The sequence below is a fragment of the Sphingomonas sp. YR710 genome (assembly GCF_900101455.1).
Classification (GTDB): Bacteria; Pseudomonadota; Alphaproteobacteria; order Sphingomonadales; family Sphingomonadaceae; genus Rhizorhabdus.
Window position 1 is genome coordinate 126,296 of sequence record NZ_FMZJ01000003.1, and the last position, 24,759, is coordinate 151,054.

22 protein-coding genes are annotated in these 24,759 nt (G+C 63.8%); 14 read left to right on the top strand and 8 right to left on the bottom strand.

Annotated elements, in window-relative coordinates:
• The first annotated feature begins 18 nt into the window (after positions 1-18).
• Together BLS13_RS05235 and BLS13_RS05240 are read left to right on the top strand one after the other, a co-directional pair.
• A complete protein-coding gene (locus BLS13_RS05235; RefSeq protein WP_093450369.1) occupies positions 19-633 on the top strand; it encodes a TMEM175 family protein in 615 nt (204 codons plus the stop codon).
• A gap of 231 nt (positions 634-864) precedes the next feature.
• Positions 865-2,406 carry a 2-isopropylmalate synthase gene (locus BLS13_RS05240; RefSeq protein WP_093450371.1) on the top strand — a complete coding sequence of 514 codons (1,542 nt, stop codon included), beginning with the start codon at positions 865-867 and terminating at the stop codon, positions 2,404-2,406.
• A 6-nt stretch (positions 2,407-2,412) separates the two neighbouring features.
• Here BLS13_RS05240 and BLS13_RS05245 read toward each other — a convergent pair whose 3' ends face one another.
• A complete protein-coding gene (locus tag BLS13_RS05245; RefSeq protein ID WP_093450372.1) occupies positions 2,413-3,372 on the bottom strand; it encodes a TauD/TfdA family dioxygenase in 960 nt (319 codons plus the stop codon).
• A gap of 251 nt (positions 3,373-3,623) precedes the next feature.
• Between BLS13_RS05245 and BLS13_RS05255 the strand changes: the two genes are divergently transcribed.
• From BLS13_RS05255 to BLS13_RS05270, 4 genes are all read left to right on the top strand, one after another.
• The gene (locus BLS13_RS05255; RefSeq protein WP_093450375.1) at positions 3,624-4,655 is read left to right on the top strand and encodes a hypothetical protein; all 1,032 of its coding nucleotides are present in this window, start codon (positions 3,624-3,626) and stop codon (positions 4,653-4,655) included.
• Positions 4,648-6,243, top strand: a complete 1,596-nt coding sequence (locus BLS13_RS05260; protein ID WP_093450377.1) for a tetratricopeptide repeat-containing sulfotransferase family protein — start codon at positions 4,648-4,650, stop codon at positions 6,241-6,243. The genes BLS13_RS05255 and BLS13_RS05260 overlap by 8 nt, the downstream gene beginning before the upstream one ends.
• Positions 6,244-6,832: 589 nt before the next feature.
• The gene (locus BLS13_RS05265; RefSeq protein WP_093450378.1) at positions 6,833-7,132 is read left to right on the top strand and encodes a hypothetical protein; all 300 of its coding nucleotides are present in this window, start codon (positions 6,833-6,835) and stop codon (positions 7,130-7,132) included.
• A gap of 1 nt (position 7,133) precedes the next feature.
• On the top strand, positions 7,134-8,699 hold the full coding sequence (locus BLS13_RS05270; RefSeq protein ID WP_093450380.1) for a methyl-accepting chemotaxis protein: 1,566 nt from the start codon (positions 7,134-7,136) through the stop codon (positions 8,697-8,699).
• 11 nt (positions 8,700-8,710) lie between these two features.
• On the opposite strand, the gene BLS13_RS05275 is transcribed toward BLS13_RS05270, so the two are convergent.
• Together BLS13_RS05275 and BLS13_RS05280 are read right to left on the bottom strand one after the other, a co-directional pair.
• On the bottom strand, positions 8,711-9,466 hold the full coding sequence (locus BLS13_RS05275; protein WP_093450644.1) for a molybdopterin-dependent oxidoreductase: 756 nt from the start codon (positions 9,464-9,466) through the stop codon (positions 8,711-8,713).
• Positions 9,466-10,314, bottom strand: coding sequence for a cytochrome b/b6 domain-containing protein (locus BLS13_RS05280; RefSeq protein ID WP_256325716.1), 849 nt, complete (start codon positions 10,312-10,314; stop codon positions 9,466-9,468). Before BLS13_RS05280 ends, BLS13_RS05275 begins: the two co-directional genes overlap by 1 nt.
• A gap of 172 nt (positions 10,315-10,486) precedes the next feature.
• Here BLS13_RS05280 and BLS13_RS05285 point away from each other — a divergent pair, with 172 nt between their 5' ends.
• Positions 10,487-10,807 (top strand): PilZ domain-containing protein, encoded by a 321-nt coding sequence (locus BLS13_RS05285; protein ID WP_093450382.1) that lies wholly within the window; start codon positions 10,487-10,489, stop codon positions 10,805-10,807.
• A gap of 14 nt (positions 10,808-10,821) precedes the next feature.
• On the opposite strand, the gene hrcA is transcribed toward BLS13_RS05285, so the two are convergent.
• Entirely contained in the window at positions 10,822-11,865 is a 1,044-nt protein-coding gene (gene hrcA, locus BLS13_RS05290) for a heat-inducible transcriptional repressor HrcA (RefSeq protein WP_093450661.1), read from the bottom strand.
• Positions 11,866-12,051: 186 nt separating this feature from the next.
• Between hrcA and rph the strand changes: the two genes are divergently transcribed.
• The 3 genes from rph to hemW all read left to right on the top strand — a co-directional run bounded on the left by rph (position 12,052) and on the right by hemW (position 14,644).
• The gene (rph, locus tag BLS13_RS05295) at positions 12,052-12,768 is read left to right on the top strand and encodes a ribonuclease PH (protein ID WP_093450383.1); all 717 of its coding nucleotides are present in this window, start codon (positions 12,052-12,054) and stop codon (positions 12,766-12,768) included.
• Positions 12,765-13,388 carry an RdgB/HAM1 family non-canonical purine NTP pyrophosphatase gene (gene rdgB, locus BLS13_RS05300; protein ID WP_093450384.1) on the top strand — a complete coding sequence of 208 codons (624 nt, stop codon included), beginning with the start codon at positions 12,765-12,767 and terminating at the stop codon, positions 13,386-13,388. The genes rph and rdgB overlap by 4 nt, the downstream gene beginning before the upstream one ends.
• A 65-nt stretch (positions 13,389-13,453) precedes the next feature.
• A complete protein-coding gene (gene hemW, locus BLS13_RS05305) occupies positions 13,454-14,644 on the top strand; it encodes a radical SAM family heme chaperone HemW (RefSeq protein WP_256325717.1) in 1,191 nt (396 codons plus the stop codon).
• A 147-nt stretch (positions 14,645-14,791) separates the two neighbouring features.
• On the opposite strand, the gene BLS13_RS05310 is transcribed toward hemW, so the two are convergent.
• Positions 14,792-15,898 (bottom strand): Fic family protein, encoded by a 1,107-nt coding sequence (locus BLS13_RS05310; RefSeq protein WP_093450387.1) that lies wholly within the window; start codon positions 15,896-15,898, stop codon positions 14,792-14,794.
• 450 nt (positions 15,899-16,348) lie between these two features.
• Here BLS13_RS05310 and BLS13_RS05315 point away from each other — a divergent pair, with 450 nt between their 5' ends.
• A complete protein-coding gene (locus BLS13_RS05315) occupies positions 16,349-17,116 on the top strand; it encodes a hypothetical protein (protein ID WP_093450388.1) in 768 nt (255 codons plus the stop codon).
• Positions 17,117-17,504: 388 nt separating this feature from the next.
• Here the strand turns inward: BLS13_RS05315 and BLS13_RS05320 are convergent, their stop codons facing one another.
• Both BLS13_RS05320 and BLS13_RS05325 read right to left on the bottom strand, forming a co-directional pair.
• On the bottom strand, positions 17,505-18,518 hold the full coding sequence (locus BLS13_RS05320; protein WP_093450390.1) for an alcohol dehydrogenase catalytic domain-containing protein: 1,014 nt from the start codon (positions 18,516-18,518) through the stop codon (positions 17,505-17,507).
• Between the two features lie 235 nt (positions 18,519-18,753).
• On the bottom strand, positions 18,754-19,932 hold the full coding sequence (locus tag BLS13_RS05325) for a penicillin-binding protein activator (protein ID WP_093450663.1): 1,179 nt from the start codon (positions 19,930-19,932) through the stop codon (positions 18,754-18,756).
• A gap of 12 nt (positions 19,933-19,944) precedes the next feature.
• On the opposite strand from BLS13_RS05325, the gene rsmI reads away from it, so the two are divergent.
• Genes rsmI through gshB form a run of 3 tightly spaced genes read left to right on the top strand, consistent with a single transcriptional unit; the run spans position 19,945 to position 22,177 of the window.
• On the top strand, positions 19,945-20,826 hold the full coding sequence (rsmI, locus tag BLS13_RS05330; protein WP_093450391.1) for a 16S rRNA (cytidine(1402)-2'-O)-methyltransferase: 882 nt from the start codon (positions 19,945-19,947) through the stop codon (positions 20,824-20,826).
• Entirely contained in the window at positions 20,823-21,173 is a 351-nt protein-coding gene (locus tag BLS13_RS05335; protein WP_093450392.1) for a YraN family protein, read from the top strand. Before rsmI ends, BLS13_RS05335 begins: the two co-directional genes overlap by 4 nt.
• 59 nt (positions 21,174-21,232) lie before the next feature.
• A complete protein-coding gene (gene gshB, locus BLS13_RS05340) occupies positions 21,233-22,177 on the top strand; it encodes a glutathione synthase (protein ID WP_093450394.1) in 945 nt (314 codons plus the stop codon).
• Positions 22,178-22,203: 26 nt separating this feature from the next.
• Here the strand turns inward: gshB and BLS13_RS05345 are convergent, their stop codons facing one another.
• A complete protein-coding gene (locus BLS13_RS05345) occupies positions 22,204-24,672 on the bottom strand; it encodes a TonB-dependent receptor domain-containing protein (RefSeq protein ID WP_093450395.1) in 2,469 nt (822 codons plus the stop codon).
• Positions 24,673-24,759 lie beyond the last annotated feature (87 nt).

Sequence of the window (24,759 nt, forward strand, 5' to 3'; positions counted from 1 at the left end):
CGACGCCATAACGCGGTCATGCCCGATCCTGTTACGACAACCTCCGAAACCGGCCGCCTGGAAGCATTCTCGGACGGCGTCATAGCGATCATCATCACGATCATGGTGCTCGAACTGCGCCCGCCCACATTGCCCTCGCTGGCCGGGCTGGCCCATCTGTGGCCCGTGCTGCTCGCTTATGGATTGAGTTTCGTCCAGGTCGGAATCTACTGGATCAATCATCACAATCTGCTCGATCGGGCATCGGCCTCGACCACCGGCCTGCGCTGGGCAAACATGCTATGGCTGTTCTGCCTGTCGCTGATCCCGTTCGGGACAGCGTGGTTCGGCGAGTTTCCGAGCAAGGCGGTGCCGACCGCGGCCTACCTCGTCACACTGCTGCTGCCCTCTCTCGCCTATCTCTGGCTGGAGAAGGAAGCGAGTTGCAGCAGCGATCGCAGCGAGCATGAAGCGCAACGGCATCGCGCGCAAAGCCGAAAGGGCGCGGTTTCGCTGATACTCTACGCGATCGGGGTCGCGCTGGCCTTCGTGACAAGCGCCGGCAGCATCGCCTGCGCGATGATCGTTTCCGTATTGTGGATCGCGCCGGGGAGCCGGATCGATCGGTTGTTCGGAAGGCCACCTGTGGCATGAGGCTCTCCTCCCCGAGAGGGAGGGCAGTTTGACCAAAACAAACCCCACTGGACTTGAATCGCGATCCGCGTTATCCGCCGCGCCATGACGCCATTTCGCGGCCTTCTCCTGCTTCGACTTACGCGCCCTTAGGCGCGCGATTTCGCTTGGGCCCTTCACGGGCCGCCAGGCCACAGCGTCTAAGGGATGTCTCAGCCCCGAAATGACAACCCTGCAACAGGAGCAGGCCCCGTGACCGATACCATTTTGATCTTCGACACCACCTTGCGCGACGGCGAGCAATCGCCCGGCTGTTCGATGAACCTCGAGGAAAAGCTGCAGGTCGCCGCCCAGCTCGAAACGATGGGCGTCGATATCATCGAAGCCGGCTTCGCGATCGCCAGCCCTGGCGATTTCGAGGCGGTGAGCGAAGTGGCCCGCCAGTGCAAGACCGCCACCGTCGCCAGCCTGGCGCGCGCCGCCACCCCCGATATCGAACGCGCCTGGGCGGCCGTCTGCCATGCGGTGCGCCCGCGCATCCACACGTTCATCGCCACCTCCCCGCTCCACATGCGGGTGAAGCTGAACAAGACGCCTGAGGAAGTGCTCGCGGCGATCCAGCAATCGGTGTCGCTCGCGGCAAATCTGTGCCCTGATGTCGAATGGTCGGCCGAGGATGCCACCCGCACCGATCCGGACTTTCTGGTTCGCGCGGTCGAAATCGCGATCCGCTGCGGCGCGCGCACGATCAACCTGCCCGATACGGTGGGCTATGCGACGCCGGAAACCTATGGCGCAATGTTCCGCGACGTGATCAACCGCGTGCCCAACGCCGATCTCGCGATCTTTTCAACCCATTGCCACAATGATCTGGGCCTCGCCGTCGCCAATACGCTGTCCGCGGTGGTGAACGGCGCGCGGCAGGTGGAATCGACGATCAACGGCATCGGCGAACGCGCCGGCAATGCCGCGATCGAGGAAATCGCGATGGCGATCAAGGTCCGTCACGACGTGCTGCCCGTCCGCACCAACATCGTCTCGACCGAAATCACCCGCGCGAGCCGGCTGATCTCGGGCATCACCGGCTTCCAGGTGCAGCCGAACAAGGCGATCGTCGGCGCCAACGCCTTCGCGCACGAAAGCGGCATCCATCAGGACGGCATGATCAAGGATGCGCAGACCTATGAGATCATGACCCCGGAAAGCGTGGGGCTGACCCACAGCAATCTGGTGATGGGCAAGCATAGCGGCCGCGCCGCCTTCCGCCAGAAGCTCGAGGAACTGGGCTATAATCTGGGCGACAATGCATTCCAGGACGCATTTGGCCGCTTCAAGCTGCTCGCCGATGCCAAGAAGGCGGTCTACGACGAGGATATCGTCGCTTTGGTCGATGACGAGGTGCTGCGCGGCCATGATGCGATCAAGGTCAAGGAAGTCGAGATCTATTGCGGATCGAACGGCCCGCAGCGCGCGATCCTAACACTCGAGGTCGACGGCGAGGACAAGACCGTCACGTCGCGCGGCAACGGCCCGGTCGACGCGCTGTTCAACGCGATCCGTATGATCGTGCCGCACGACAGTTCGGTGATGGAACGCTACGAAGTCCACGCCGTAACCGGCGGCACCGACGCGCAGGCCGAGGTCTCGGTCCTCCTCGCCGAAAACGGCCGCACCACCCGTGGCCGCGGCGCCCATCACGACACGATGGTCGCCTCGGCGCGGGCCTATGTGAATGCGCTCAACAAGATGATGGTCAAGCGCGGGCGGTCCGCCGTGGATGCGGTGGCGTCTTGATCCCGTCTAGCGCAGCGGCTGCGGGGGCCTGAACGTGGTGTTTCGACGCCACAGCGGGCTCTCCGGCTCCTCGGGATTGACCGGCGCAAAGCGGAGATAGCCGAAGAAGGATGCGATCAGCCGGTCGGTCGGATCGGCGATCGCGTTCCGTCCGTGCAGGAAACGGCTGTTGTCGAGCATCAGCAGATCGCCCGGCTGCCACACCACCGGCGTCGTGATTGGCCGCGCGGCAACCCGGATGGCTTCAACCCACGCATCAGGCACTTGACGCCCGTCTTCGAGCAGCGGGAAATCGTGGCGGCCATTATAGTCGCGGGCAAACAGCAGGAAGTTGCCGAACGCCGGCCGGTCGGTGAACATCGGCCTGTGCAGCGCCGGGCGGGTGAAGGCGCGGACAAGATAGCCACCGGCCATGCCGAACCGGTACGGGCATGATGCCGGCGGGTTCGCGATCTCGGCGTCCGAAGGACTATCGGTGCCCAGCCAGTAGCGGAAATGCCATGGCTGGATCGGCTGCAGATAAAGCAGCCGATGTGCCGACAATTCGCGACGAACCTCGTCGGGCAGCGCATCGACAAGCGCGACGCCGTCGCAGATTGTCGTCTCGCCCCCGCTCCGCGGCGCCTTCAGGCAGTGGAAGAAGCAGACATCGGGCTTCCACGGCTCGCGCGATAGTTCGGGATGGAGCGGGAACGGATCGGCACCGCCATTGACCGACTGGATATTGTGCGCGTCGTCAAGCAGTTGCCGGTCGGGGCTCTCGTTAAACACCGATCCGGTACAGAAGCGCGTGGTGAATTGCCGGAAGGCCGCAAGATCGGGGGGGAAGCCGCGAAACAGCAGCGCGCCGTGCTGGCGGAACAGGGTTTCGATGGTGTCGGTGGCGAGGTCGAGGAGGCTGGCTTCGTTGTCCGCCTCCAGCAAGGCGTAAGGCCGGCCGTCGCCGGGCAGGGTCAGGCGGGCCATGACGCCTCACTAAAGCCCCTCCCCTTTAGGAGTTCAGCGGCAGCCTTGTCCCCCGGACAAGGCAAAAAGCCGCTGAACTGGGTTGGGGTGGGGGACGCCCTCACCCCGAACGGTCCGGTTGAAACGACGGACTGCCCCACCCCAACCCCTCCCCTGAAGGGGAGGGGCTTTCTGAGACCGTCCTGCCCGACAGCGATATCCACCATGTCGACCGCATAGCGCGGCGGCATCGGCCATGCTACCCCGGCCACATGCTGACCCTCGGCGATCTGTTCGCCAACCCGGACCATTATCTTTTCGCCTTCGACGGCGATCTGGCGCTGTTCCGCGAGATGGATGCGGCGGCCTATCGCCGATCGATCTTCCTCGATCGCCGCATCGATACGGTTGGCCCGGGCATGCTCAAGGTGCCGATCGGCTCGCTGCTGGCACATGCCACACGGGGGCAGGTCGCACCGATCGGCTGGATCTTCCACATCGCCCATTGCGGCTCGACCCTGCTCGCACGCGGGCTCGACGGGAGCAAAGACGGATTGGTGCTGCGCGAACCATTACCACTGCGCCAACTTGCTGTGGAGGCCACTGCGGCCTTTGCGGGCCGGCCGGCCGATGCCGGGTGGCAATCGGGATTGCGGTTGGTGGCGGCAATGCTGGCGCGGTCATACGAGGGCGTGACGCCTACCGTCGTAAAAGCCAATGTCCCGGTGAACTTCATCCTGCCCGAACTGATGGCGCTTGATCCCGGTGCGAAGGCGATCCTGCTACATTTCAGCCTCGACGATTATCTTTCCGCCATCCTGCGCTCGCCCGAGCACCGCGCCTGGCTCGCGTCGGTCACGCAGGAGATCGCGCCCGCGATCGAGGCCGAAGCTGGGCCGATCGACGGGCTCGACGACACCGAACGCGCAGCGGCCTTATGGCTGGCGCAAATGCGCATCTATGCGCGCGCGCTCGATCGCTGGCCGCAGCTCCGCAGTCTGGACGCCGAACGTCTGTTCGATGCCCCGGAGGCAACGATCATGGCCGCACGCGCCTATTTCGGGCGACCGGCCCCCGCCGATCCGTCGCACATCACCGCGCTGACATCGACCTACGCCAAAAATCCGCAGGCTGCGTTCGACAATGCTGCCCGCCTCGAACGGCGCGCAGCAATCCAGAGGCAGATCGCACCGGAACTGACGCGTGGCAACGACTGGGTGCGCAAGCGTCTGGCGGCCTGCCCCCTGCCCGATCGGCTTGGCCGTCCCTTGATCGGCGATGGCGCGCGACTGATCAATGACTGACATCACGAAAATAGAACCCCTGCTTGCCGCCGGCGACATCGCCGGCGCGGCAGCAATCGCCGAACAGGCGATAGGCGAAGGCACGCGCACCCCGATGCTGCTCAATCTCGCCGCATGGCGACGCGAGGAGGACGGCGACTTTGCCGGAGCGCGGGACCTGCTGGAACAAGCGCGGCTGCTCGCTCCCGGCGATCCCTCGATCGATACCGCGCTTGGCACCGTCCTGCGCAAGGAAGGCCGGATCGACGCGGCCATCGCCGCTTTCGATGCCGTCCTCGCGCGCCATCCGGGCTATGCGGTCGCGTGGCTCGAACGCGGCTTCGCCTTCGACGCCGCCAATCGTTTCGCCCCGGCCGCCGACAGCTTCCGCCAGGCGGCCGGTCTCGATCCCAGCCTCGCACCCGCCTTTGCCGGCCTCGCCTGGATCGCAGCCGTCCAGGGCAATCACATGGAAGTGGGCGACTATGCCGACCGCGCGCTGGCGATCGATCCGTTCGACGCCACCGCTCATAGCGCGATCGCCCAGAGCGAGATCGAACAGGGCCTCGCTGACACTGCGGCATCGCGATTGCGCTCGCTGCTAGGGCGGAGCGATCTGCCCCCAACCAAGCGGCTCATTGCGCTCGGCCTCCTTGGCGACGCACTCGACAGGCTTGGTGCAACCGACGAGGCCTTTGCCGCCTGGCAGGAAGCCAATGCCGTATTTCTATCGCTGAATGCCCGCCAGTACCGCGACCAGCCGACGCACCGCACGTTTGTCGAACATGTCCACGCGCAGGTCGGCACGCTCGGTCCGATTAAACGGCGACCCGCGTTATCAACGGCAGGCCTCCCGCGCCGCCACGTCTTCCTGCTTGGCTATCCGCGATCGGGCACGACCCTGGTTGAAAACATCCTGGCGAGCGCCGACGATGTCGACGCGATTGAAGAACAACCGACGTTCAGTGACGCGGCGGAGGCATTCCTGCTCGACGATCATGGTCTTTCCCGGCTGGCGGACCTCGACGCAGCATCGATCGAGCCCTTCCGCCGAGCCTATTGGGCAAGGGTGTCACAGGCAGGAGTCGTTCCCGCCGGCCGGGTCCTCGTCGACATGGATCCGCTAAAAAGTATCCAGCTCCCCCTGATCGCAAATCTGTTTCCGGATGCGCGAATCGTGATCATGCAGCGCGATCCGCGCGACGTGGTTTGGAGCTGTTTCCGCCGCAGTTTCGCGCCGAGCACAGCCACACTCGAATTCACCAACATCGAACGGATTGCCCGCCATTATTCCTCGACGATGGAGCTCATCGAGGCGTGCCGGGCAACGATGCCGATCACTGTCCACACCGTGTCGCACGATCGGCTGGTGGCGGATTTCGACACCGAAACGGCGGCCTTGTGCGCCTTCGTCGGCATTGAATGGTCTGATCGGCTGCGTGAATTCAGTCGCACCGCGCAACGTCGCGGCGTCGCGACTGCCAGCGCCCCGCAAGTCCGCAGAGGACTCTTCAATGCAAACGGCGGCTGGCGTCGCTATTCGCGGTATCTCGAAGCAGCCATGCCCGTTTTGCAGCCGTGGATCGAACGCTTCGGATATTCCCCCTGAGCAGGGGCAGCGCATCTCGGCTGCCCCTGCTTGCAGAATCATTTCTTACGCTTGTGTGCCGCTCCGGATTGAATGCATTTGTCAGTCACGGTCCGCGAACATTTCGGCAGGCTGGCAGAATCCACCGGTGTTGGGGAGAAGGCAGGCGCTGCATTAGCTGCAGGCGCTGTCGCTGCGGGCGGCGTCGGTGAGGCCGGAGTGGCCGGCATATCGGAACCCATGGTTGGGGCAGCGGCGGGCGGTGTGCTTTGCGGACCCGAGGGCGTATCCTGGGCAAGTGCGGGCGTGCCGACAATCAGCGCCGCGGCAATGAGGATGTATTTCATAACGTCTCCTTGGTAGCGCGCGGAGTCGGGGGGGCGTCTCCGCGTCGGCCTAACGACGGACTGGGCACAAAGGTCCGTCTGGCGAACGAGCCAAGCATCGCGCATTGGTGCCATAAGGGAGCGCTAATGCGGTGAACCCTGATCGTAGAATTACTGATCTCACGATAAAATTCGCGTTAACCGCTGTCGGTTTATGGAATTCGCTCCTGCAAGGAGGCGAACCCATTTCTTTACGGACAAGCGCAACTGTGCTGCCCCGCGCAATGACCGGGGGTGTTTATGCGCAGATTGCCATAGCATTGCTGGTGATCATGGTGCTCGCTCTCACCCCGGTGCGGCGCGGGACAATGATCGTGTGGCCCGTTTCCAGCACACCCGCCAAACCGTGGCTCGACCATCTCTCCGGCGTGACGTTGCTAGGCGTCGGAAAACTGCCAGGATCGCTGATCATCATCGGCGACCGTAACGCACTTTGGCCAGTCGCCATCGCGCATCGGGCACTTCTGCTTCCGGCTGTTCCGGCACTTTGCAGTGCGGCACAGCCATCCCGCGAGGAACTCTGACGTGGAAATTCAATCTCTCGACCAACTTCGCCGCGCGGGGGTCCGCATTGCAGCCGGCATACTCTCCCTCGCCCTGATTGCAGTCGTTGTGATCACATTGGCGATCTCGCCCGGCGATCTGGTTCCTGCGGCGATTACCGGCGTGGGTATATCCGCCCTTCCCATCCTTCTCGCGATTCGCGGTCGGCAGGATGCGGCCTCGCGTATCGTTATCGGCGTGTCACTCCCGCTGTTTCCTGCTTTGCTGCTTTTCATCATGCGCGGCCATCCCTGGCAGATGGATATGCACATGACCTTCTTCGCGGCCGTGGCGATGCTGCTGATCCTGTGCGACTGGCGGCCGATCCTGGCCGGGACATTGGTTACTGCCGTCCATCACCTCGCCTTGTCCTATATTGCTCCCAATTTCGTCTTCAATTCGGAGGGCGAACTTGGCCGCATTCTTCTCCACGCGACTATCCTGTTGATCGAGGCCGGTGTGCTGATGTCGCTTGCGCACCGGATTGCTATCCTCGTCGATGCAGTCGTCGCTCGGGGTGCAGAGGTGCGTGCCGCCGACGAAGCCCGCCGTCATGCTGAAGCCGCCCTGCTTGAGGCGCGAGAGGCTGACCTCGCGCTGCAACGGGCCGCTACTGGCGAACTACAACATGCGCTTGCCGCAATTGCGCAGGGCGATCTACGCTATCGGATCGTCAAGATGCCTATGGAGTTCGTCGATCTCAAGACCGACTTCAACCGCAGCGTTGCCAGCCTCTCGCAGATGATCTGTCTGGTCGCCGAGACAACCCGTGATGTCGGCGAGGAGACCACAGTCATCAGCAGCGGTTCGGAACGACTCGCACGCCATAGCGAGGCACAGGCTTCTACGATTGAGGAGGCGACCGCCGCGCTCGCCAACCTTGCCGCCGAAGTATCTTCGATCGTCGATCGCGCGCGCCAGACCTCGGGCCGCATGGAGAAGATGGAAGCCGATTCATCTCGCGGCGAGGAGCTGGCAACCGGTATGCGCCAGGCCATGTCCGATGTCGTGTCTGCCACCACAGAGATCGCAGCGATTGTCGAAGTGATCGACCAGATTTCGTTCCAGACCAATCTCCTGGCGCTGAATGCCGGTGTAGAAGCTGCGCGCGCCGGCGACGCCGGCCATGGTTTCGCGGTAGTCGCACATGAGGTTCGCGCCTTGTCCGAACGTACGGGGACTGCTGCGAAGGAAGTCCGTGCGCTGATCAACCAGACGCAACAGCGGCTCGACGTCGGCGTCACCTATGTCCAGGGTTCTGCGGAAATGCTCGACGGACTTGCGAAGTCGATCAACGGCATCGGCACGTTGATGCAGCAGATTTTGGGCGCCACGGCCAACCAATCGGACAGCGTCAAGTCGATTAGCGCGGCTGTCGAGGAGGTCTCCCGGTCGAGCCAGCATCACGCGGCTATGGCAGAGGAAAGCGACGCTGCAATCAGCCGTCTTTGCCAGCGCACTGATCAGTTGGTCGATCATGTTGCGCGCTATAGGGTCGACGAGCAGAAGGCCCCCGCTCCGTTCGATGCCCGGCGCCGCGCCGCCTGACGATCAGCCCATCAGATCCCAGCATACCATTCATAATCGTGGCTATCCTCCCAATAGCCGCCCTTGCCGCCATGCGTGCCGGCCAGGCTGGCGACGGCCTCGATCCGCTGGACATATTTGGCGTGCTTGTAACCCAGTTGTCGTTCCACCCGCAGCCGCAACGGCGCGCCATTGGCGACGGGCAGGATCGCGTCGTTGAGCGCCCAGGCCAGGATCGTCTGGGGGTGAAAGCCGTCGATCAGGTCGATGCTCTCATAATAAGGCGCCCCGCCATAGAGATCGGCGCAATGGAAGATCAGGTACCGCGCCGATGTGCGCAGGCCCGCCTGATCGAGCAGCAGCTTCAGCGGCACGCCGGTCCATTTGCCGATCGCGCTCCAGCCCTCGACACAGTCGTGACGGGTGATCTGGGTCCGGCGCGGCATCGCGCGGATCTGCGCGAGTGTGAAACTTTGCGGACGCGCCACCAGTCCATCCACGCCCAGCCGCCAAGCGGCGAACCCCGCCTGCATATGCGCCGCATAATCCGCGCTGGTCGGCTGGCGCGTCCCATTCGCGCGAAAGATCGGCGACATATCGGCCGCGCCATATTCGGGGGCCATCGCCGATCGATCGCTGATGATCCGCTGCGCGCGCATCGTCAGCCCCTCGGCGCTGCCCAGCACGCCGCGCACCGCGGGATTGGCGTTGATCCGGTTGCAACCGGACAGCAACAGCCCGCCGGCCGCCGCGCCGATCGATCCGACCAGCCCCCTGCGCGTGATCATCATTCGGCCTCCTTCGGCAAGCGATAGCGGCCGGTGATCATCGATCGTACTTCATTGAGAGGACCGGCGAGCACGACCATCAGCAGATGGACGACAATGAACAGCGCGAAACCGAACGCGCACAGGAAATGGATCGACCGCGCCGATTGCCGTCCGCCGAACAAATCGAGCAGCCACGGCCATGCGGCATCGACCGCCGGGGACATCGTCAGCCCGGTCAGCACGATCAATGGCAGCACGCCGAACAGTACCGACAGATAGGCGAATTTCTGGAGGATATTGTAGCGAAGCGCGGCCGCGCCCTTTGGAAAGCGCAGGCGCGCATGATCCTTGATATCGTGCCAGATATGGCGCGGCGAAAGCTCGTCGCGCTTTGGCAGCAGGTCGCGCTGGACGTGACGGTTGATGAAACTCACCAGCCAGTAGCCCAGTCCGCCGATCACGAGCACCCAGGCGAAAAAGAAATGCCAGATCCGCGCATCGGCCAGATTGTAGCTCGACGGGATCGTCGCCCACCATGGGAAGGCGTGCCGCTGGACCGCGCCGTTCGGATCCTTCCAGACACCGAGCACGCCCGTCGTCGGGATCACCACCGGGCCAACGGTCAGCCTGCCGCTGTCGCCAACCGCTCCGATCGTTAGCCAGGGCCGATCAAAATTGGCACCATATTGCCCCCAATAGAGCCGCGGATGCGCGTTGAAGATCATCATGCCGCTCATCAGCATCGCGAAAATGGTGAAGGCGTTGATCCAGTGCCAGATCCGCGTCGACAGGCGATGCCGCCTGACCAGCGCACCGCCCTGCGGCTCGGGTTCATCCTTTGAAAAATGATCAGCCTCGGCCATCATCGAGTCCTCCCGCGTCCCCGATCATTATTCGTGGCCCGAGCATGTCAGGTTACACTGGCCGCAACAAGTTTTGCGATTTTTTGCTGAAGGCGAAACGACGTTAAACGGATCTTAGGAACGATCGACGATCATTGCTCCTTCGCAACGACACGATATTCGAGGCATTTCCTGCATGGCAGCATCGGAAAAAATCCCGGTCACCGAAGCCCGGCGCCATGGGCGCCATCGCATCATGCTCGCCGCCACGCTCCATTCGGTGCATGGCGAGACGGGCGGCGTGTTGCTCGACGTATCCGAGGGTGGCGCCTTGTTAAACGCTTCGCCACCGCTTCCACCGGGGTGTAAATTGTTGCTCGAGCGCCAGAATTTCGAGGTGCCCGGCACCGTCCGCTGGGTCGAGGGCAATCGTTTCGGCGTGCAGTTCGATGAACCGATCCCGGCCGAACTGGTCGATGCGCTGGTGACGAAGAGCGCATATAAGAACGCGCATTAGCGCGGAGCGCCGGCCTACGCCATCATCCGCGTCAGCGCCTGTGCGGTGAAATCGACCATCGGCACGATCCGCGCATAATTGAGCCGGGTCGGTCCGATCACCCCGACCACCCCGACGATCCGGCCCTCGCCATTGCGATAAGGCGCCGCGATCACCGATGAACCCGACAGCGAGAACAGCTTGTTCTCCGATCCGATAAAGATCTTCATCCCCTGCCCCGCGCGCGCGCGATCAAGCAGGCTGACAATCTCTTCCTTGTCCTCGATCTGATCGAGCAACTGGCGCACCCGCTCGAGATCGGCGGCGGCGGCCTGATCGATCAGATTGGCCTGTCCCCGCACGATCAGCACCGGGCGATCGCTGCCATCGTGCGACCAGACCGCGAGCCCGCGCTCCACCAATGTGCTCGCGGCGGCATTCAGCGCGGCGCGCTCGCGCCCGATCTCGGTTTCAAGCCGCGCGCGCGCCTGGCTCAGCGTCAGCCCCGCCAGCCGCTCGCTGATGAAATTGCCGGCCTCGACCAAGGCCGACGGCGGAATCCCGGGCGGCAGATCGACGACGCGGTTCTCGACGCTGCCATCGCCGCCCACCATCACCGCCACCGCCTGCTCGCGGGAGATCGGGATGAAGCTGAACTGGCGCAGTACCGGCTCGTTGCGCGGCACCAGCACGATGCCCGCGCAGGCCGACAGGCCGGAGAGGACCGCGCTGGTCGCCGCCAATGCCTCCTCGATCGGCCTGCCGCGCGCGGCGCGCGATTCGATCGCGGCGCGTTCCTCGAACGATGGCTCGGCGGTCTGCATCATGCCGTCGACAAACAGCCGCAGCCCGCTCTGGGTCGGCATCCGGCCCGCCGAGGTGTGCGGGGATTCGAGCAGGCCCAGCTCTTCGAGATCTTGCATGACGTTGCGGATCGACGCCGGCGACAGGTTGAGCCCCGCGAGCTTCGATATCGTCCGCGATCCCACCGGCGTGCCCGACCCGAGATAGCTTTCCACCACGACGCGAAATACATCGCGGGCCCGGCTCGACAATTCGGAAACGGCTTGGCTGCTCACCCTATGAGAGATAGGGAGAGAATGACGGATGCTCAACAGCGCATATCGTGGCAGCAGGATCGCGGAGGACCGCGCCGATCCGGCCTCGGGCGTTTCCCGGCTTCCAACTTCGGCCGCACTCCCATAAGGAACCGCCGATCGGCCGCCCATTGCGGCCCCATCGACGAACGACAAGAAGGATTATTCATGCGCCCATCCGGCCGTGCCCCCGATCAAATGCGGGCGATCGACATCGAAACCGGCTTCACCAAGCATGCCGAGGGTTCGGTGCTGATCAGCTTCGGCGAAACCCGCGTGCTGGTGACGGCGTCGCTCGAGGAAAAGCTTCCTCCCTTCCTGCGCGGCAAGGGCCAGGGCTGGGTCACCGCCGAATATGGCATGCTGCCCCGCGCCACCCACACCCGCGGCAGCCGCGAAGCCGCCAAGGGCAAGCAATCGGGCCGCACCCAGGAAATCCAGCGGCTGATCGGCCGCTCGCTCCGCTCTGTCGTCGATATGGCCAAGCTCGGCGAGCGCCAAATCACGATCGATTGCGACGTGCTGCAGGCCGATGGCGGCACCCGCACCGCATCGATCTCGGGCGCGTGGGTCGCTCTGCGGCTCTGTGTCGACAAATTGATGGCATCGGGCGCGATCACCGAGGATCCGATCACCGCGCAGGTCGCCGGCATCTCGTGCGGCATCTACGAAGGCACCCCGGTGCTCGACCTCGATTATATCGAGGATTCGAACGCGCATGCCGACGCCAATTTCGTTCTGCTCGACAATGGCAACATGGCCGAAGTGCAGGCGACTGCCGAGGGTGCTACCTATGACGAGGAGGCTTTGCTCCGTCTGCTGCGGCTCGCCCGCATCGGCTGTTCGGAGATCTTCGCCGCTCAGCGCAAGGCCGTCGGCCGGTGAGCGTCGCGGAGATCCCGCACCGCAAGCTGGCGCCGGGAAAGCTGGTGATCGCCAGCCACAACGCCGGCAAGGTGCGCGAAATCCGCGAACTGCTCAGCCCCTACGGCATCGAGCCGGTCTCCGCCGCGACGCTCGGCCTGCCCGAACCCGAAGAGACCGGCGTCACCTTCATCGCCAATGCCGAACTCAAGGCGCGGGCGGCGGCCGACCTGTCGGGCCTGCCCGCGCTCGCCGATGATAGCGGCCTCTGCGTCGATGCCCTGCGCGGCGATCCCGGCATCTTCTCGGCGCGCTGGGCCGGCAAAGACAAGGATTTCGGTCTCGCGATGCGGCTGGTCAACCAGCATGTCGAGGAAGCCGGCCCCGATGCCGGCCGCGACGCGCATTTCGTCTGCGCGCTCTCGCTCTGCTGGCCCGATGGCCATATCGAGAGCTTCGAAGGCCGGGTCGACGGCACCCTCGTCTGGCCGCCGCGCGGCGACCAGGGCTTCGGCTATGATCCGATGTTCCAGCCTTATGGCCACGACATCACCTTCGGCGAAATGGACCCCGCCGCCAAGCATGCGATGAGCCACCGGGCGGACGCCTTCGCCAAGCTCGTCGCGGCGGTGTTTCCTTGACTTCTCCCCTCCCTGTTCAGGGAGGGGCCGGGGGTGGGTCAGTCTGGCAGGGGCGGCAAACCGTTTTGCCACTTCCCTCAGCGCAACCCACCCCCGGCCCCTCCCTTGGCAGGGAGGGGAGTTTCGCCCTCTACATCCACTGGCCGTTCTGCGTCTCGAAATGCCCCTATTGCGACTTCAACAGCCACGTCCGCGAGTCCGTCGATCAGTCCGCCTGGCGTACCGCGCTGCTTACCGACCTCGCTTATGAAGCCGCTTTACTCCCCGGCCGCACGCTGACCTCAATCTTCTTCGGGGGCGGCACCCCCTCTTTGATGCCCCCCGAAACCGTCGCCGCTTTGATCGACGCGGCGGCCGGCCACTGGCAATTCGCCCCCGACATCGAGATCACACTGGAGGCCAACCCCAATTCGATCGAAGCCACCCGCTTCGGCGACATCGCCGCCGCCGGAGTCAACCGCGTCTCGCTCGGCCTGCAGGCGCTCGACAACGATGCCTTGCGCTATCTCGGCCGGGCCCACGACATCACCGAAGGCCTCGCCGGCCTCGACACCGCGCAGCGCGCGTTCAAACGGGTGAGCTTCGACCTGATCTACGCCCGCCCTGATCAGAGTCCCGAAAGCTGGGAAGCCGAACTCGCCCGCGCGCTGAGCTTCGGCACCGAACATCTCTCGCTCTACCAGTTGACGATCGAACCCGGCACCCAGTTCGCCGCCCGCCAGGCCAAAGGCGACCTCCCGACGCTCGACACCGACCGCGCGGCCCTATTGTTCGAACAGACCCGCGCCCAAACCGCCGCCGCCGGCATCCCCGCCTACGAAATCTCCAACCACGCCCGCCCCGGCGCCGAAAGCCGCCACAACCTCACTTACTGGCGCTATGGCGACTATGCCGGCATCGGCCCCGGCGCCCACGGCCGCCGCAACCGCCTCGCCACCGTCCGCCGCAAGAAGCCGGAGAACTGGATCACGCGAGTGACGGCCAACGGGCACGGCATGGAGAGCGAGGACGATCTCAGCCCGGAAATGCGCGCGCAGGAGGCGCTGCTAATGGGGCTGCGGCTGGCCGAGGGCGTCGACGTGGCCGATATCGCCGAGCGTACCGGCGTGGCGGCCGAGGATCTGTTGCATTGGCCGAAGGTGGAGAGCCTCGAAGGGCATAGCCTCCTTACCCACGACGGCTACCGGATCGCGTTGACCGAGGCGGGGATGTTGTTGCTCGATGCGATCCTGGCCGAGATCGTTGCCATAGGATAGTCCACGGGCTGACTACGCGCTTCTTCTATCGTCAGCTGAACTTGTTTCAGCATCCACCGAGCCACAGGTAGAGCCGCACTTTTTGAAGAGTGGCCTCTCAAACGGCGAAGCGACGTCCTGCCCAAAAAACCCGCAATTTCTGCTCGATCAGCCGCCGATATTCAGATGGTATCGCGTCGATTTGAGCTGCCCCTTCTGTGTAAGCGCCCCGATCGCCACCAGTTCCTGCAAATCGCGGGTCGCCGTGGCGCGCGAAGTGTCCGCTATCGCGATATAATTGGCGGCACTGAGACCGCCTTTGAATCCGTCGAGTCCCTCGCGGAACATGCGCGCCACCACCCGCGCCTGCCGCGCGTTCATCCGATCGCGATAGCGGTCATAATATCTTGTCTTGGCGAGCAGGAAATCGATCTCGGCCAGGCTGTGCGCCTGCGCATCGATCACCGTCTCGGCGAAATAGATCAGCCAGTTCGTAATCTCGTCGCGCTTGTTGGCGGCCTCCAGCGCATCATAATAAGCGGCACGCCTGCGCTGGATGATGTGCGACAAGGCGATCAGGCTCGGCTGGCCGATTGCCTGCGACAGCGCCTTCTCCGCAATCGCCCGCCCGATGCGGCCGTTGCCATCCTCGAACGGATGGATGCTGACGAAATGGAGATGTGCAATCCCGGCACGCGCCAGCGCGCCCGGCGGTTGCCCGCCGCCGGGGGCCGTCGCGGCAAACCATGTGAAGAAGCGCGCCATTTCGTCCGCCATCACCTTCGACGGCGGCGCCTCGAAATGCACCCTGGGTTTGTGCAACGGGCCGGAAACGACCTGCATCGGATCGTCATGGTCACGGTAGCGGCCAATCGCGCTGACATCCTGCCTGCCGCTCATGACCATCTCGTGCCACGCCCACAGACTCTCGTGGGTCAGCGGAGCGGCAAAGTCGCGATAGAGCGCCATCATCATTTCGGCGATGCCGCGCTCCGCGGGCGGGACATGGCGATGCCCCGTTTCCAGCCCGAACTGTCGGCGCAGCGAGGATTGCACGCTATCGCGGTTGAGCAATTCGCCTTCAATCTCGGAGGTTTTCAGCGCCTCGCCGGTCATGATATCGATAGTGATCGTGGCACGATCGCCATCGGCTAGATGCTTCACCGATCCGATCAGGACTCCCGCCTGCTGCAGGAACCGGGTTTCGAGCGCGGCGATTGCGGTGCGGTCCCAGCGAAACTCCGGCCAGTCCGGTTGCTGCCAATTCCATTTCATGAGGCATAAGATAGCGGTTTATAGCTCAATATGCATCATAATTTGAGGTATAAATCTCGCATTTATGCCTCACGCATCGGCAAGCGCATTATCTTTGCGTCGCGCAAATGGTATGGCGGCGCATAGAGTCGGCCAGTATATGCTCGGCCTCGCGCGGGGACGCTCTGCACGTTGCGGTGGATTCGGAACGTGGCGCCGCGGTGCATGCATTCGACCAGCGACTTGCAACGGCAGGGCCGACTGTCACGGCGCCACGCGGTTGCTGGTTTGACCGGATCCGGTTCTCCATTGCCCGCCCGAATTCGACATTTGGCGCATTCGGTAGTACTGATATTGTAATGCAGAGAGTGCTATACTTGATAGGCCAGTGGTTTAGAGAAATATGCTTTTTGTTCGCCCAATGACCTCGCCTGCCGAGGGTTTCCACAAAATATTAACGGCGGTTTCGTTATGATGTCCGGCGTTAAGCAGGCGATCGTGCAGACTGTTGCCGACAACCACTGGCTAAACCAACCGGTGGTCGATGCAGCAATCGTCGCCGGGCTGGTCGCACTATTCGTCATGATCGGCAACGCCGTCATAAGCTCGATTCTGCACCAATCTAAAATTACCGCAGACCGCGCTTTGGCGACAGAGCGCTTTGAGTTCGACAAGGCCCTCGCCGAACGTAAGATGGCGCTTGATCGAGCGCTCACCGATTGGAAACGTAACGCCGAGTTCGCCGAAAGAGCCCTCAGCGATTTCTACGAAGCTCGCAGCAGGATGCAGGCCATTCGTTCGCCCGGATCTTTCGGAGCCGAGAATGACGATCGTGTGGGTCGCGATGCCGAGGTCGAGGCCATCCGCAGCTCGCGCGACGCTTACTATCCGTACCTCCGAAGGGTCCGCACCCATTCCAACTTCTTCGACGATTTCTATGCTCGACGCTATCGTGCGACCGCCTTGTTCGGTCCAGAAGCCGAAGTACCCTATCAGGAGATCTGGCGAGTTTTGCACCGGGTGAATGTTGCCGCAAGCATGCTTGTCCGCGACTCTGGCCCGCTGCTCCATGAACAACAATTCCAAACGCGCCAGAACCTCGAATATGCGATATGGGAGGGCAGCATCGATCCCGACCCTCTTGCAGATCAAATCGCTGAGGCGGTTACCACTGCGGAAAAGCTGTTTCGACCTGCAATTGCGCACATGCCCCGAAACGCCGAACAAGTCGACCGATAGGAATTTAATCTAGATTCTATTGAGATTCACCATGACACGCTTCAGAAGCGCATCACTTTACGGTAACCTACCGATACTCCCCTCAAGGCTTACGCCTAATCGCCCAAACGAGGCTTGCCGACCCCAACAATAGTGCCGAGATAATCGCTGCCAGCCCCGGGAGCGCCGATCCTTCAATGATCACCATCGCAAGCTTCCTTCCCCTTGCAATGCTATCGCCGCATCGAATCTAGAAAAAGGCCAACATTTTCATCGAAGCGAAATTGATGGCATTGACAGCAGTAAGCCGAGAGATTCCCTGGATAAAACAAATGATGGTCGCGTTGCGCTTAAATACTAGACCCTCAAAATTCCAGCATTGACCGGCACATTCACCCGGTTACTCCCCTCACCGCATCTTGAGCACCACCCGAAACCGCGCCTTCCCACTCATCATCCGCTCATAGGCCACTTGCGCCTCCTCGAACGGATAGACCTCGTTCATCGAGGTCACGTCATTCAACTGGCTGAATGCCAGCGTATCCTCCGAATCCGCCGCCACGCCCGAATACCAGCCCTTCACCGCCGCGCGCTTGCCGAGCAGACCGAGCGTGTCGACCGGAAACGCCCCCACCGCGCCGATCACCATCATCATGCCGTTGGGGCCGAGGCCGCCGACGATCGCCTGCATCGCATCGGCGCTGGTGACGGTCGCGATGATCGCCCGCGCGCCGCCGAGCCGCTGGAGCGCTTCGGCGACGTCGCCCGCGTCGCTGTCGATATAATCATGCGCGCCGAGCGATCGGGCCAGCGCCTCCTTGTCGCGGCCGCGGTTGACCGCGACGGTGCGGAAGCCGAGCCGGCGGGCGAACTGGATGCCGAGATGGCCGAGCCCGCCGACGCCGTGGACCGCCACCAGATCGCCCGCCCCCGCGCCGCAATTTCTGAGCGCATTGAAGGTGGTGATGCCCGCGCAGAGCAAGGGCGCGGATTCGATCGCGTCGAGATCGGCGGGGACATGCGCCACCGCCGATACGGCCGCGATCATATGTGTGGCATAGCCGCCGTCGCGGGTGACGCCGGTCACCGCCTGGACGGTCTCGCAGGCAAAGGCATCGCCGCGCCGGCAGCGCGCGCAATAGCCGCACGAGCCGCCGAACCAGCCGACCCCGGCCCGGTCGCCGATCTGCCAGCCGCTGACATTGGCGCCCACCGCCGCGACGGTGCCGATAACCTCATGGCCGGGCACGCGCGGATATTGGATGGGTATATATCCTTCGACGGTGAGCGAATCGCTGTGGCAGACGCCGCAGGCATGGACCTCGATCAGCAATTCGTCCCCGCCCGGCGCGGGGATATCGCGCTCTATCCGCTCGAGCTGGCCGCCAGCATTCAGCACGGCCATGGCGATCATCTTCGGCATTGGGGGGGGCTCCTCGATTGATCCCGCCAGATCATAGGGTGACGATATTGCGGCTGTGCGTCCAGCCGACTTTTCGAGATTTTTTGTAATTATCTATTAATTACAATATCTTAATATAAGTTATTTTGTAATAGGCTTAAGGATGGGAGCCCGAAAACTAGCAAAAACGCGTCAAAATCGAACCATTCTAATTCCTCCCCGAGCAAGCTCGGGGAGGAATTACGCAACTCCCCCCTCAAAACCCGTTGGGCGCCGGCGAAACCACCTTCTCTCCCGAGGGGCTCAGCTCATCCACCTCCAGCGCCCGCTCCGCCACGCCGCTGCCGGAGAAGCGGAAGGCACCGTCCACCCCCACGAAGCCGCCATCATCGCGCAGCTTGGCGACAGGGAAGCGCTCGCCGGGTTTCCAGCCGCCGGCGATCTTCACCACCAGCAGCATCGAATCATAGCCGAGACTGGCGATCCGGAACGGCGCCTTGCCGAACTGGCGGCGATAGGCAGAAGCGAGTTGCCGGTAGCGGCCGTCGGAGACGCTCGCATACCAGGCGCCGCCCAGCATCGGCGAAGCGAGCAAAGTCGGCTCGGCCGCCCAGAGTTCTGTGCCTAGGATCCGCGCCTGCGGGCTCGATCCCTTGCGGATCAGCGGCACTGCCGTCGCGGCGATGCGGGCATTGTCGGCGAGCAGGACACCGTCATAATCCTGATTCTGGCCGAGCTGCGCGACCGCGAGGCCGAGCGATTTCGGGTTGCGCTCATAGCTCTTCATCGCGACGAGATTGCCGCCCGCGCTCTCCACCGCCTTGATCACCGCGTTGGAGGCGTTGCGGCCGTAAGCACCGCCCGGCACCAGGGCCGCGAAACGCGTCACGCCCTTGGACCTGGCGAAGCGCACCACTCGGTCGATCGACTGGGTGGGTGAGAAGCCCATCACAAACACGCCGTCACCCGCGATCGCGGCATCGTTCGAGAAGGAGATGACGGCCACCTGCGCCTTGCGTGCCGCCGGCGTCACCGCCGCCGCATCTTCGGACAGCAAGGGCCCCAGGAACAATTTGTTACCGTCGGTCAGCGCGCGCTGCGCCGCCGCCGCCGCGCCGGGCGCGGTATCATAAGTCGTCATGCGGATCGATTTGTTGCCGGTATCGAGCAAAGCCATTGTCGCGGCATTGGCGATCGACTGACCAACCGCCGCGTTCGGGCCGGTCAGCGGCACGAGCAAAGCGATGCGATGCCGCGCCTGATCCTGCGGGAGACCGCCAACCGGGGCCTCGGCCACGGGCTTGGCGGGCATGCTCGGCCCGGGACGTCCGCCCTTCGGCACCATCGAACAGCTCGCCAACAGCATCGTGGCCATGAGCGCCGCGTGCCGGAATATGTGTCGAACCGGTTGCCTGCGCCGGGAAGCCTCTGCCATGAACATCATCCTATGAACGATCTGATCGAAACCGACACGCCCGACGATATCCCGTCCGATGCACCGTTGCCCCCGGGCCTGTATATCGTGGCCACGCCAATCGGCAACTTGGGCGACCTCTCCCCGCGCGCCGCATCGATCCTTTCGCGCGCCGAAACGATTGCGGTCGAGGATAGCCGCGTCACCGCGAAGCTCCTCAACCGGATCGGCGTCAAGCGTGCGATGACCCCCTATCACGATCATAATGCCGACAAGGTTCGCCCCGGGCTGATCGAGCGGATGGGCCGCAGCGCGGTGGCATTGGTGTCCGATGCCGGCACGCCGCTGATTTCCGATCCCGGTTATAAGCTGGTGCGCGATGCGCGCGCGGCCGGCCATGACGTGACGACCATCCCTGGCCCCTGCGCCGCCATCGCCGCTTTGACCTTGGCGGGGCTGCCAACCGACCGCTTCTTCTTCCTGGGCTTCCTGCCATCGAAGGAGAAGGCCCGCGCCGATGCCATCGCCGAGGTCGCCGCGATCCGCGCGACCCTGATCTTCTACGAATCCGGCCCGCGGCTCGGCGCGATGCTCGCGGCTTTGCACGACAGCTTGGGGAACCGTGACGCCGCCGTCGTCCGCGAGATCACCAAGACCTATGAGGAGGCGGTGACCGGCACCCTCTCCGCACTGGCGGAGCGTTATGCCGAGCAGGGCCCGAAAGGCGAGATCGTCGTCGTCGTCGGCCCCCCGGGCGAGGCGCCGGTCGCCAGCGCCGCCGATGCCGATGCGCTGCTGATCGAAGCGCTCAAGCGCCTGCCCGCCGCCAAGGCCGCCGGTGAGGTAGCCAAGGCGACCGGCCTGCCCCGCCGCGACCTCTATGTCCGCGCGACCGCGCTCAAAGGCGAAGATTGACCCGCAGGCGCGCCGAGCAGCAGGGCCGCGCCGGCGAGCGCATCGCCGCCTGGTGGATGCGCTTCCACGGCTGGCGCATCCTTGGCGAGCGCGTGAAGACGCCGCGCGGCGAGATCGACCTGATCGCACGGCGCGGGCGGACTTTGGCATTCGTCGAGGTCAAGATGCGGACGAACGAGGCCGCGCTGGCGATGGCGATCGACGATTTCCGCCTGCGCCGGGTAATCGCCGCGGCCGAGGCTGTGCTGCCGCGCTATGGCGCCGGCGCGACCGATATCCGGATCGACGTGATGCTGATTCGGCCGTGGCGGCTGCCGATTCACATGAAGAACGTGTGGCACGGGTGACATTCCGGTCAGCCATCCCTAGGTAACGCACCACTTCCCTGTCGCCGGAGCGCCTGTCCATGAGTTTGAATGTCGCCGTCCAGATGGACCCGCTCGAAACGCTCAACATCGGCGGCGATTCGACCTTTGCGGTGATGTTGTCCGCGCTCGCCCGCGGGCATAAGCTCTGGCATTATCGCGCAGGGGATCTGTGCTATCGCGACGGGCGGCTGACCGCCCCGGCCCGGCCGATCCTGAAACTGCAGCGTGTGGCCGGCGACCATTTCGCAGCCGGCGAGGTCAAGGTGATCGATCTGGCCGACGATATCGATGTCGTGCTGATGCGCCAGGATCCGCCGTTCGACCTCGCTTATATCACCGCTACCCACCTTCTGGAGCGCATCCAGGGGCAGACACTGGTGGTCAACGACCCCGCCGCCGTGCGCAACGCGCCCGAGAAACTGTTCGTTCTCGATTATGCGCGCTTCATGCCGCCGACGATGATCACCCGCCGGCTCGAGGATGCCCGCTCGTTCCACGAACTGCACGGCGAAGTGGTGGTGAAGCCGCTCTACGGCAATGCCGGCTCGGCGGTGTTCCATGTCGGCCGCAAGGATGCCAATCTCGCCGCGCTCACCGAATTGTTCGGGCAAGTGTGGCGCGAGCCGTTCATGGTGCAGGCCTTCCTGCCCGACGTATCGAAGGGCGACAAGCGTATCGTGCTGATCGACGGCAAGGTGGCGGGCGCGATCAACCGCCTGCCCAAGGCCGGTGAGATCCGCTCCAACCTCGCCGCCGGCGGCCGCGCCGACGCGACCGAACTTTCCCCGCGTGAGATCGAGATATGCGATGCGCTCGGCCCCGATCTGGCGGCGCGCGGGCTGCTGTTCGTCGGTATCGACGTGATCGCCGGTCACCTGACCGAGATCAACGTCACCTCGCCCACCGGCATCGTCGCGATCGACAATTTCAACGGCACCGATACGCCGGCGATGATCTGGGACGCGATCGAGGCGAAGGTCTGAAATCCCCCCGGAACGGGGAGGAATTTTCAGAGCGTGAACTTCACCGCGGCCGATACCGTGCGCCCGTTGATCGATCGCGCCCGCACGATCCCGTTGGCCGGGATCGTCGCGTCCTCCGCCTCGGTGAAGCCGGCCACGTCGAACAGGTTGTTCACGCTCAGCGACACCGCCACCCGCGGCAGCGGCTGCACCTGCACGAACGTGTTAACCTCGCGATAGCCCGGCAGCCGCAGCCCGTCATTGTCCTGCGCATAGCTGCCGGTGGTGCCGATCAGGTTCGCGCCGACCGTGAACCAGCCGTGCTGATATTGCGGGGTCATCTGATAGATGAAGCGCGCCTGCCGCCGCGGGACGTTGCCGACGACAGCCGGGATAAGCTGGTCGGATATTATCTTCGCATCGGTCCAGGTCACGCCCCCTGTCAGGCCGAAACCGCCGTTGCGATAGCTGCCCTCCAGCTCGATGCCGTAGGCGCGGTAGCGGCGATCGAGGAAGCGCTGGGTGGTCGCCTCGAAATTCTGCTCCTCGGTCGTCGTGTAGAAAAAGGTGCCGTAGAGGCCGACGCCGCGATCGCGATATTTGAAGCCGGCCTCGGTCTGCCGCACGACATCGACGGCAGCGTCGGCATCGACGAGCCCGCCCGTCACGGGATTGACCGCCGGGCCGAACAGGATGCGATCGGCATTGGCGCGCGCACCGCGGCTGTAGCGCGCAAACAAAGCCAGCTCGGGCTTGACCTTGTAGGTCAGGCCGGCCGACCAAGAGACATAATCATAGTCATAATGGACCGGTGAACGCACCGCTGGCAGGATCGCGGTCTGCCGCTCGGGGGCCGAGATCGTTCCGTTGCCATTGACATCGATCATCGCCAGCCCAGTCCCGGTATTTCCGAGATCCGCGCCCGCCACGCTGCCGCGCACCCAGCCCTTGTCCCAGCGCAGGCTCCCCGCGAACGTCCAGCGATCATGCGTGAAGTTCAGCGCCGCGAACGGCGCCGCGATCGTATAGGTGACATCGTAGCTGCGCCGGCAGCAATTGTCGAAGAACGCTGCGCTATAAGCGTAAACACCCTTTTCGGTGACCGGGCGGCCATTGCCATCGCGGATATCGACCAAAGCCGCCGACCCATCGCCACGCACCTCGGACACGAGGCTTGTCCACAACCAGTCGGTACCGATCGTCTGCCGGGTCAGGAACAGCCCACCCGTAAGGCTCAACCTGCCGCCGCCGAGATCGAGATCGCGCGTGGCTCGCAGGTCGTTGGCGATATTGTCGAGATTGTTGAGGCGCGTGTCGAACACCGTCAGCTTCGCGAGCAAACCATTGCCGTTGAGCGCGGCCGGATTGGCGATCACGGTGCCCGCCTGCGGTCCCGTCGCATAAGCGATCGTGGCACCCGCCCCGCCGAGCGAGGTCGCGACCGCCGACGCACTGTCCACTGCCGCCGGAAACAGCCCCGCGAAATTTCCGGAAATCGCTGCGAAGCGAAACCGTTCGCTGATCGTCCAGCCATCGCCGGGCTCGAGGCGCGCCTCCAACCCGATCGATTTCACGAGAGGATGCATGCCGTCGCCGATATCGTCGGTGACGGGCGTGTTATTGCCATCGAGCGTCAAATGCTGGCGCAGATAACGCGAGGCGAAGGTGCCGTCAGCGGTCGAGAACCCGGGCAGGCTGGCATAATGCGGATCGCCGTTGCGGCCGGTCACCCGCACCGGCGCGGGCAGATAGGCGATCGCGCGGTCGTCGAGAAATTTTGCGTAGAGCCGGACGAAGCCGTTGGCGATTTTTTTCGTTACGTTCGCCTTGATCTGCCCGCCGCGATTGGCCGCGAATCCGGCATCCCGCGGCCCCTCGCCGCGCCGATAGAAGCCGCCGACATGGAAGGTCCAGTCGCCGGGCAGCGGCGCGCCATAATCCATATCGACGCGATATTCGTCATAATCGAGGCCGGCTCCGAACTGGATCGCTCCGCCCTCGCGATCGCCGGTCTTCGAGATCAGGTTGATCACGCCGCCCGGCGAATTGGATGCGAAGGTCGACGCCGATCCGCCGCGCACCGCCTCGATCTTCTGCACGTTCATATCGGTACGCAGAAAGATATCGGCATTGGCGAAGGTGATGTCGCCAAACTGCAGGACGGGCAGGCCATCCTCCTGCAGCTGCAAATATTTGGCGCCGCCCGACGCGATCGGAAGACCGCGAACAGCGATATTGGCATTACCCTCGCCGCCCGAGCTTTCGGAGCGCACGCCCGGCAAATCGCGAAAAATCTCTGCTGTCGACCGGGGCACGACGATCGCCAGTTGGGCGGCGCTCAGAGTGCTGACCGAGACGCTCGTGTCGAGGCGGTTCTGGCTACGCGCCAAGGCGGTGACGATGATGATCTGATCATCGGCTTCCTGTCGAGGCCCGTTCGATGCGACGGGTTCGGCCGCGATGGCGCCGGAGGCAAGGACCACGCCCCCCAGCCCAGAAAGTAACGCCTTGACCATAAAGCTCCCTTTCAGGAGCGAGGTTATGCGTCGCAATAGCGATTATGCAACCGCGGCAGCGGCAAAAAGTACGAAGTCGCAGCAGAT

Bases quoted from the DNA above. Each gene is read 5' to 3' on its own strand.
- BLS13_RS05280 (WP_256325716.1), bottom strand. From the start codon at position 10,314: ATGATGGCCGAGGCTGATCATTTTTCAAAGGATGAACCCGAGCCGCAG.
- rph (WP_093450383.1), top strand. From the start codon at position 12,052: ATGCGCCCATCCGGCCGTGCCCCCGATCAAATGCGGGCGATCGACATC.
- BLS13_RS05245 (WP_093450372.1), bottom strand. From the start codon at position 3,372: ATGGCCCGCCTGACCCTGCCCGGCGACGGCCGGCCTTACGCCTTGCTG.
- BLS13_RS05315 (WP_093450388.1), top strand. From the start codon at position 16,349: ATGATGTCCGGCGTTAAGCAGGCGATCGTGCAGACTGTTGCCGACAAC.
- BLS13_RS05235 (WP_093450369.1), top strand. From the start codon at position 19: ATGCCCGATCCTGTTACGACAACCTCCGAAACCGGCCGCCTGGAAGCA.
- gshB (WP_093450394.1), top strand. From the start codon at position 21,233: ATGAGTTTGAATGTCGCCGTCCAGATGGACCCGCTCGAAACGCTCAAC.
- BLS13_RS05325 (WP_093450663.1), bottom strand. From the start codon at position 19,932: ATGGCAGAGGCTTCCCGGCGCAGGCAACCGGTTCGACACATATTCCGG.
- BLS13_RS05260 (WP_093450377.1), top strand. From the start codon at position 4,648: ATGACTGACATCACGAAAATAGAACCCCTGCTTGCCGCCGGCGACATC.
- BLS13_RS05320 (WP_093450390.1), bottom strand. From the start codon at position 18,518: ATGCCGAAGATGATCGCCATGGCCGTGCTGAATGCTGGCGGCCAGCTC.
- BLS13_RS05255 (WP_093450375.1), top strand. From the start codon at position 3,624: ATGCTGACCCTCGGCGATCTGTTCGCCAACCCGGACCATTATCTTTTC.
- BLS13_RS05310 (WP_093450387.1), bottom strand. From the start codon at position 15,898: ATGAAATGGAATTGGCAGCAACCGGACTGGCCGGAGTTTCGCTGGGAC.
- rsmI (WP_093450391.1), top strand. From the start codon at position 19,945: ATGAACGATCTGATCGAAACCGACACGCCCGACGATATCCCGTCCGAT.
- BLS13_RS05275 (WP_093450644.1), bottom strand. From the start codon at position 9,466: ATGATCACGCGCAGGGGGCTGGTCGGATCGATCGGCGCGGCGGCCGGC.
- BLS13_RS05265 (WP_093450378.1), top strand. From the start codon at position 6,833: ATGACCGGGGGTGTTTATGCGCAGATTGCCATAGCATTGCTGGTGATC.
- BLS13_RS05345 (WP_093450395.1), bottom strand. From the start codon at position 24,672: ATGGTCAAGGCGTTACTTTCTGGGCTGGGGGGCGTGGTCCTTGCCTCC.
- BLS13_RS05285 (WP_093450382.1), top strand. From the start codon at position 10,487: ATGGCAGCATCGGAAAAAATCCCGGTCACCGAAGCCCGGCGCCATGGG.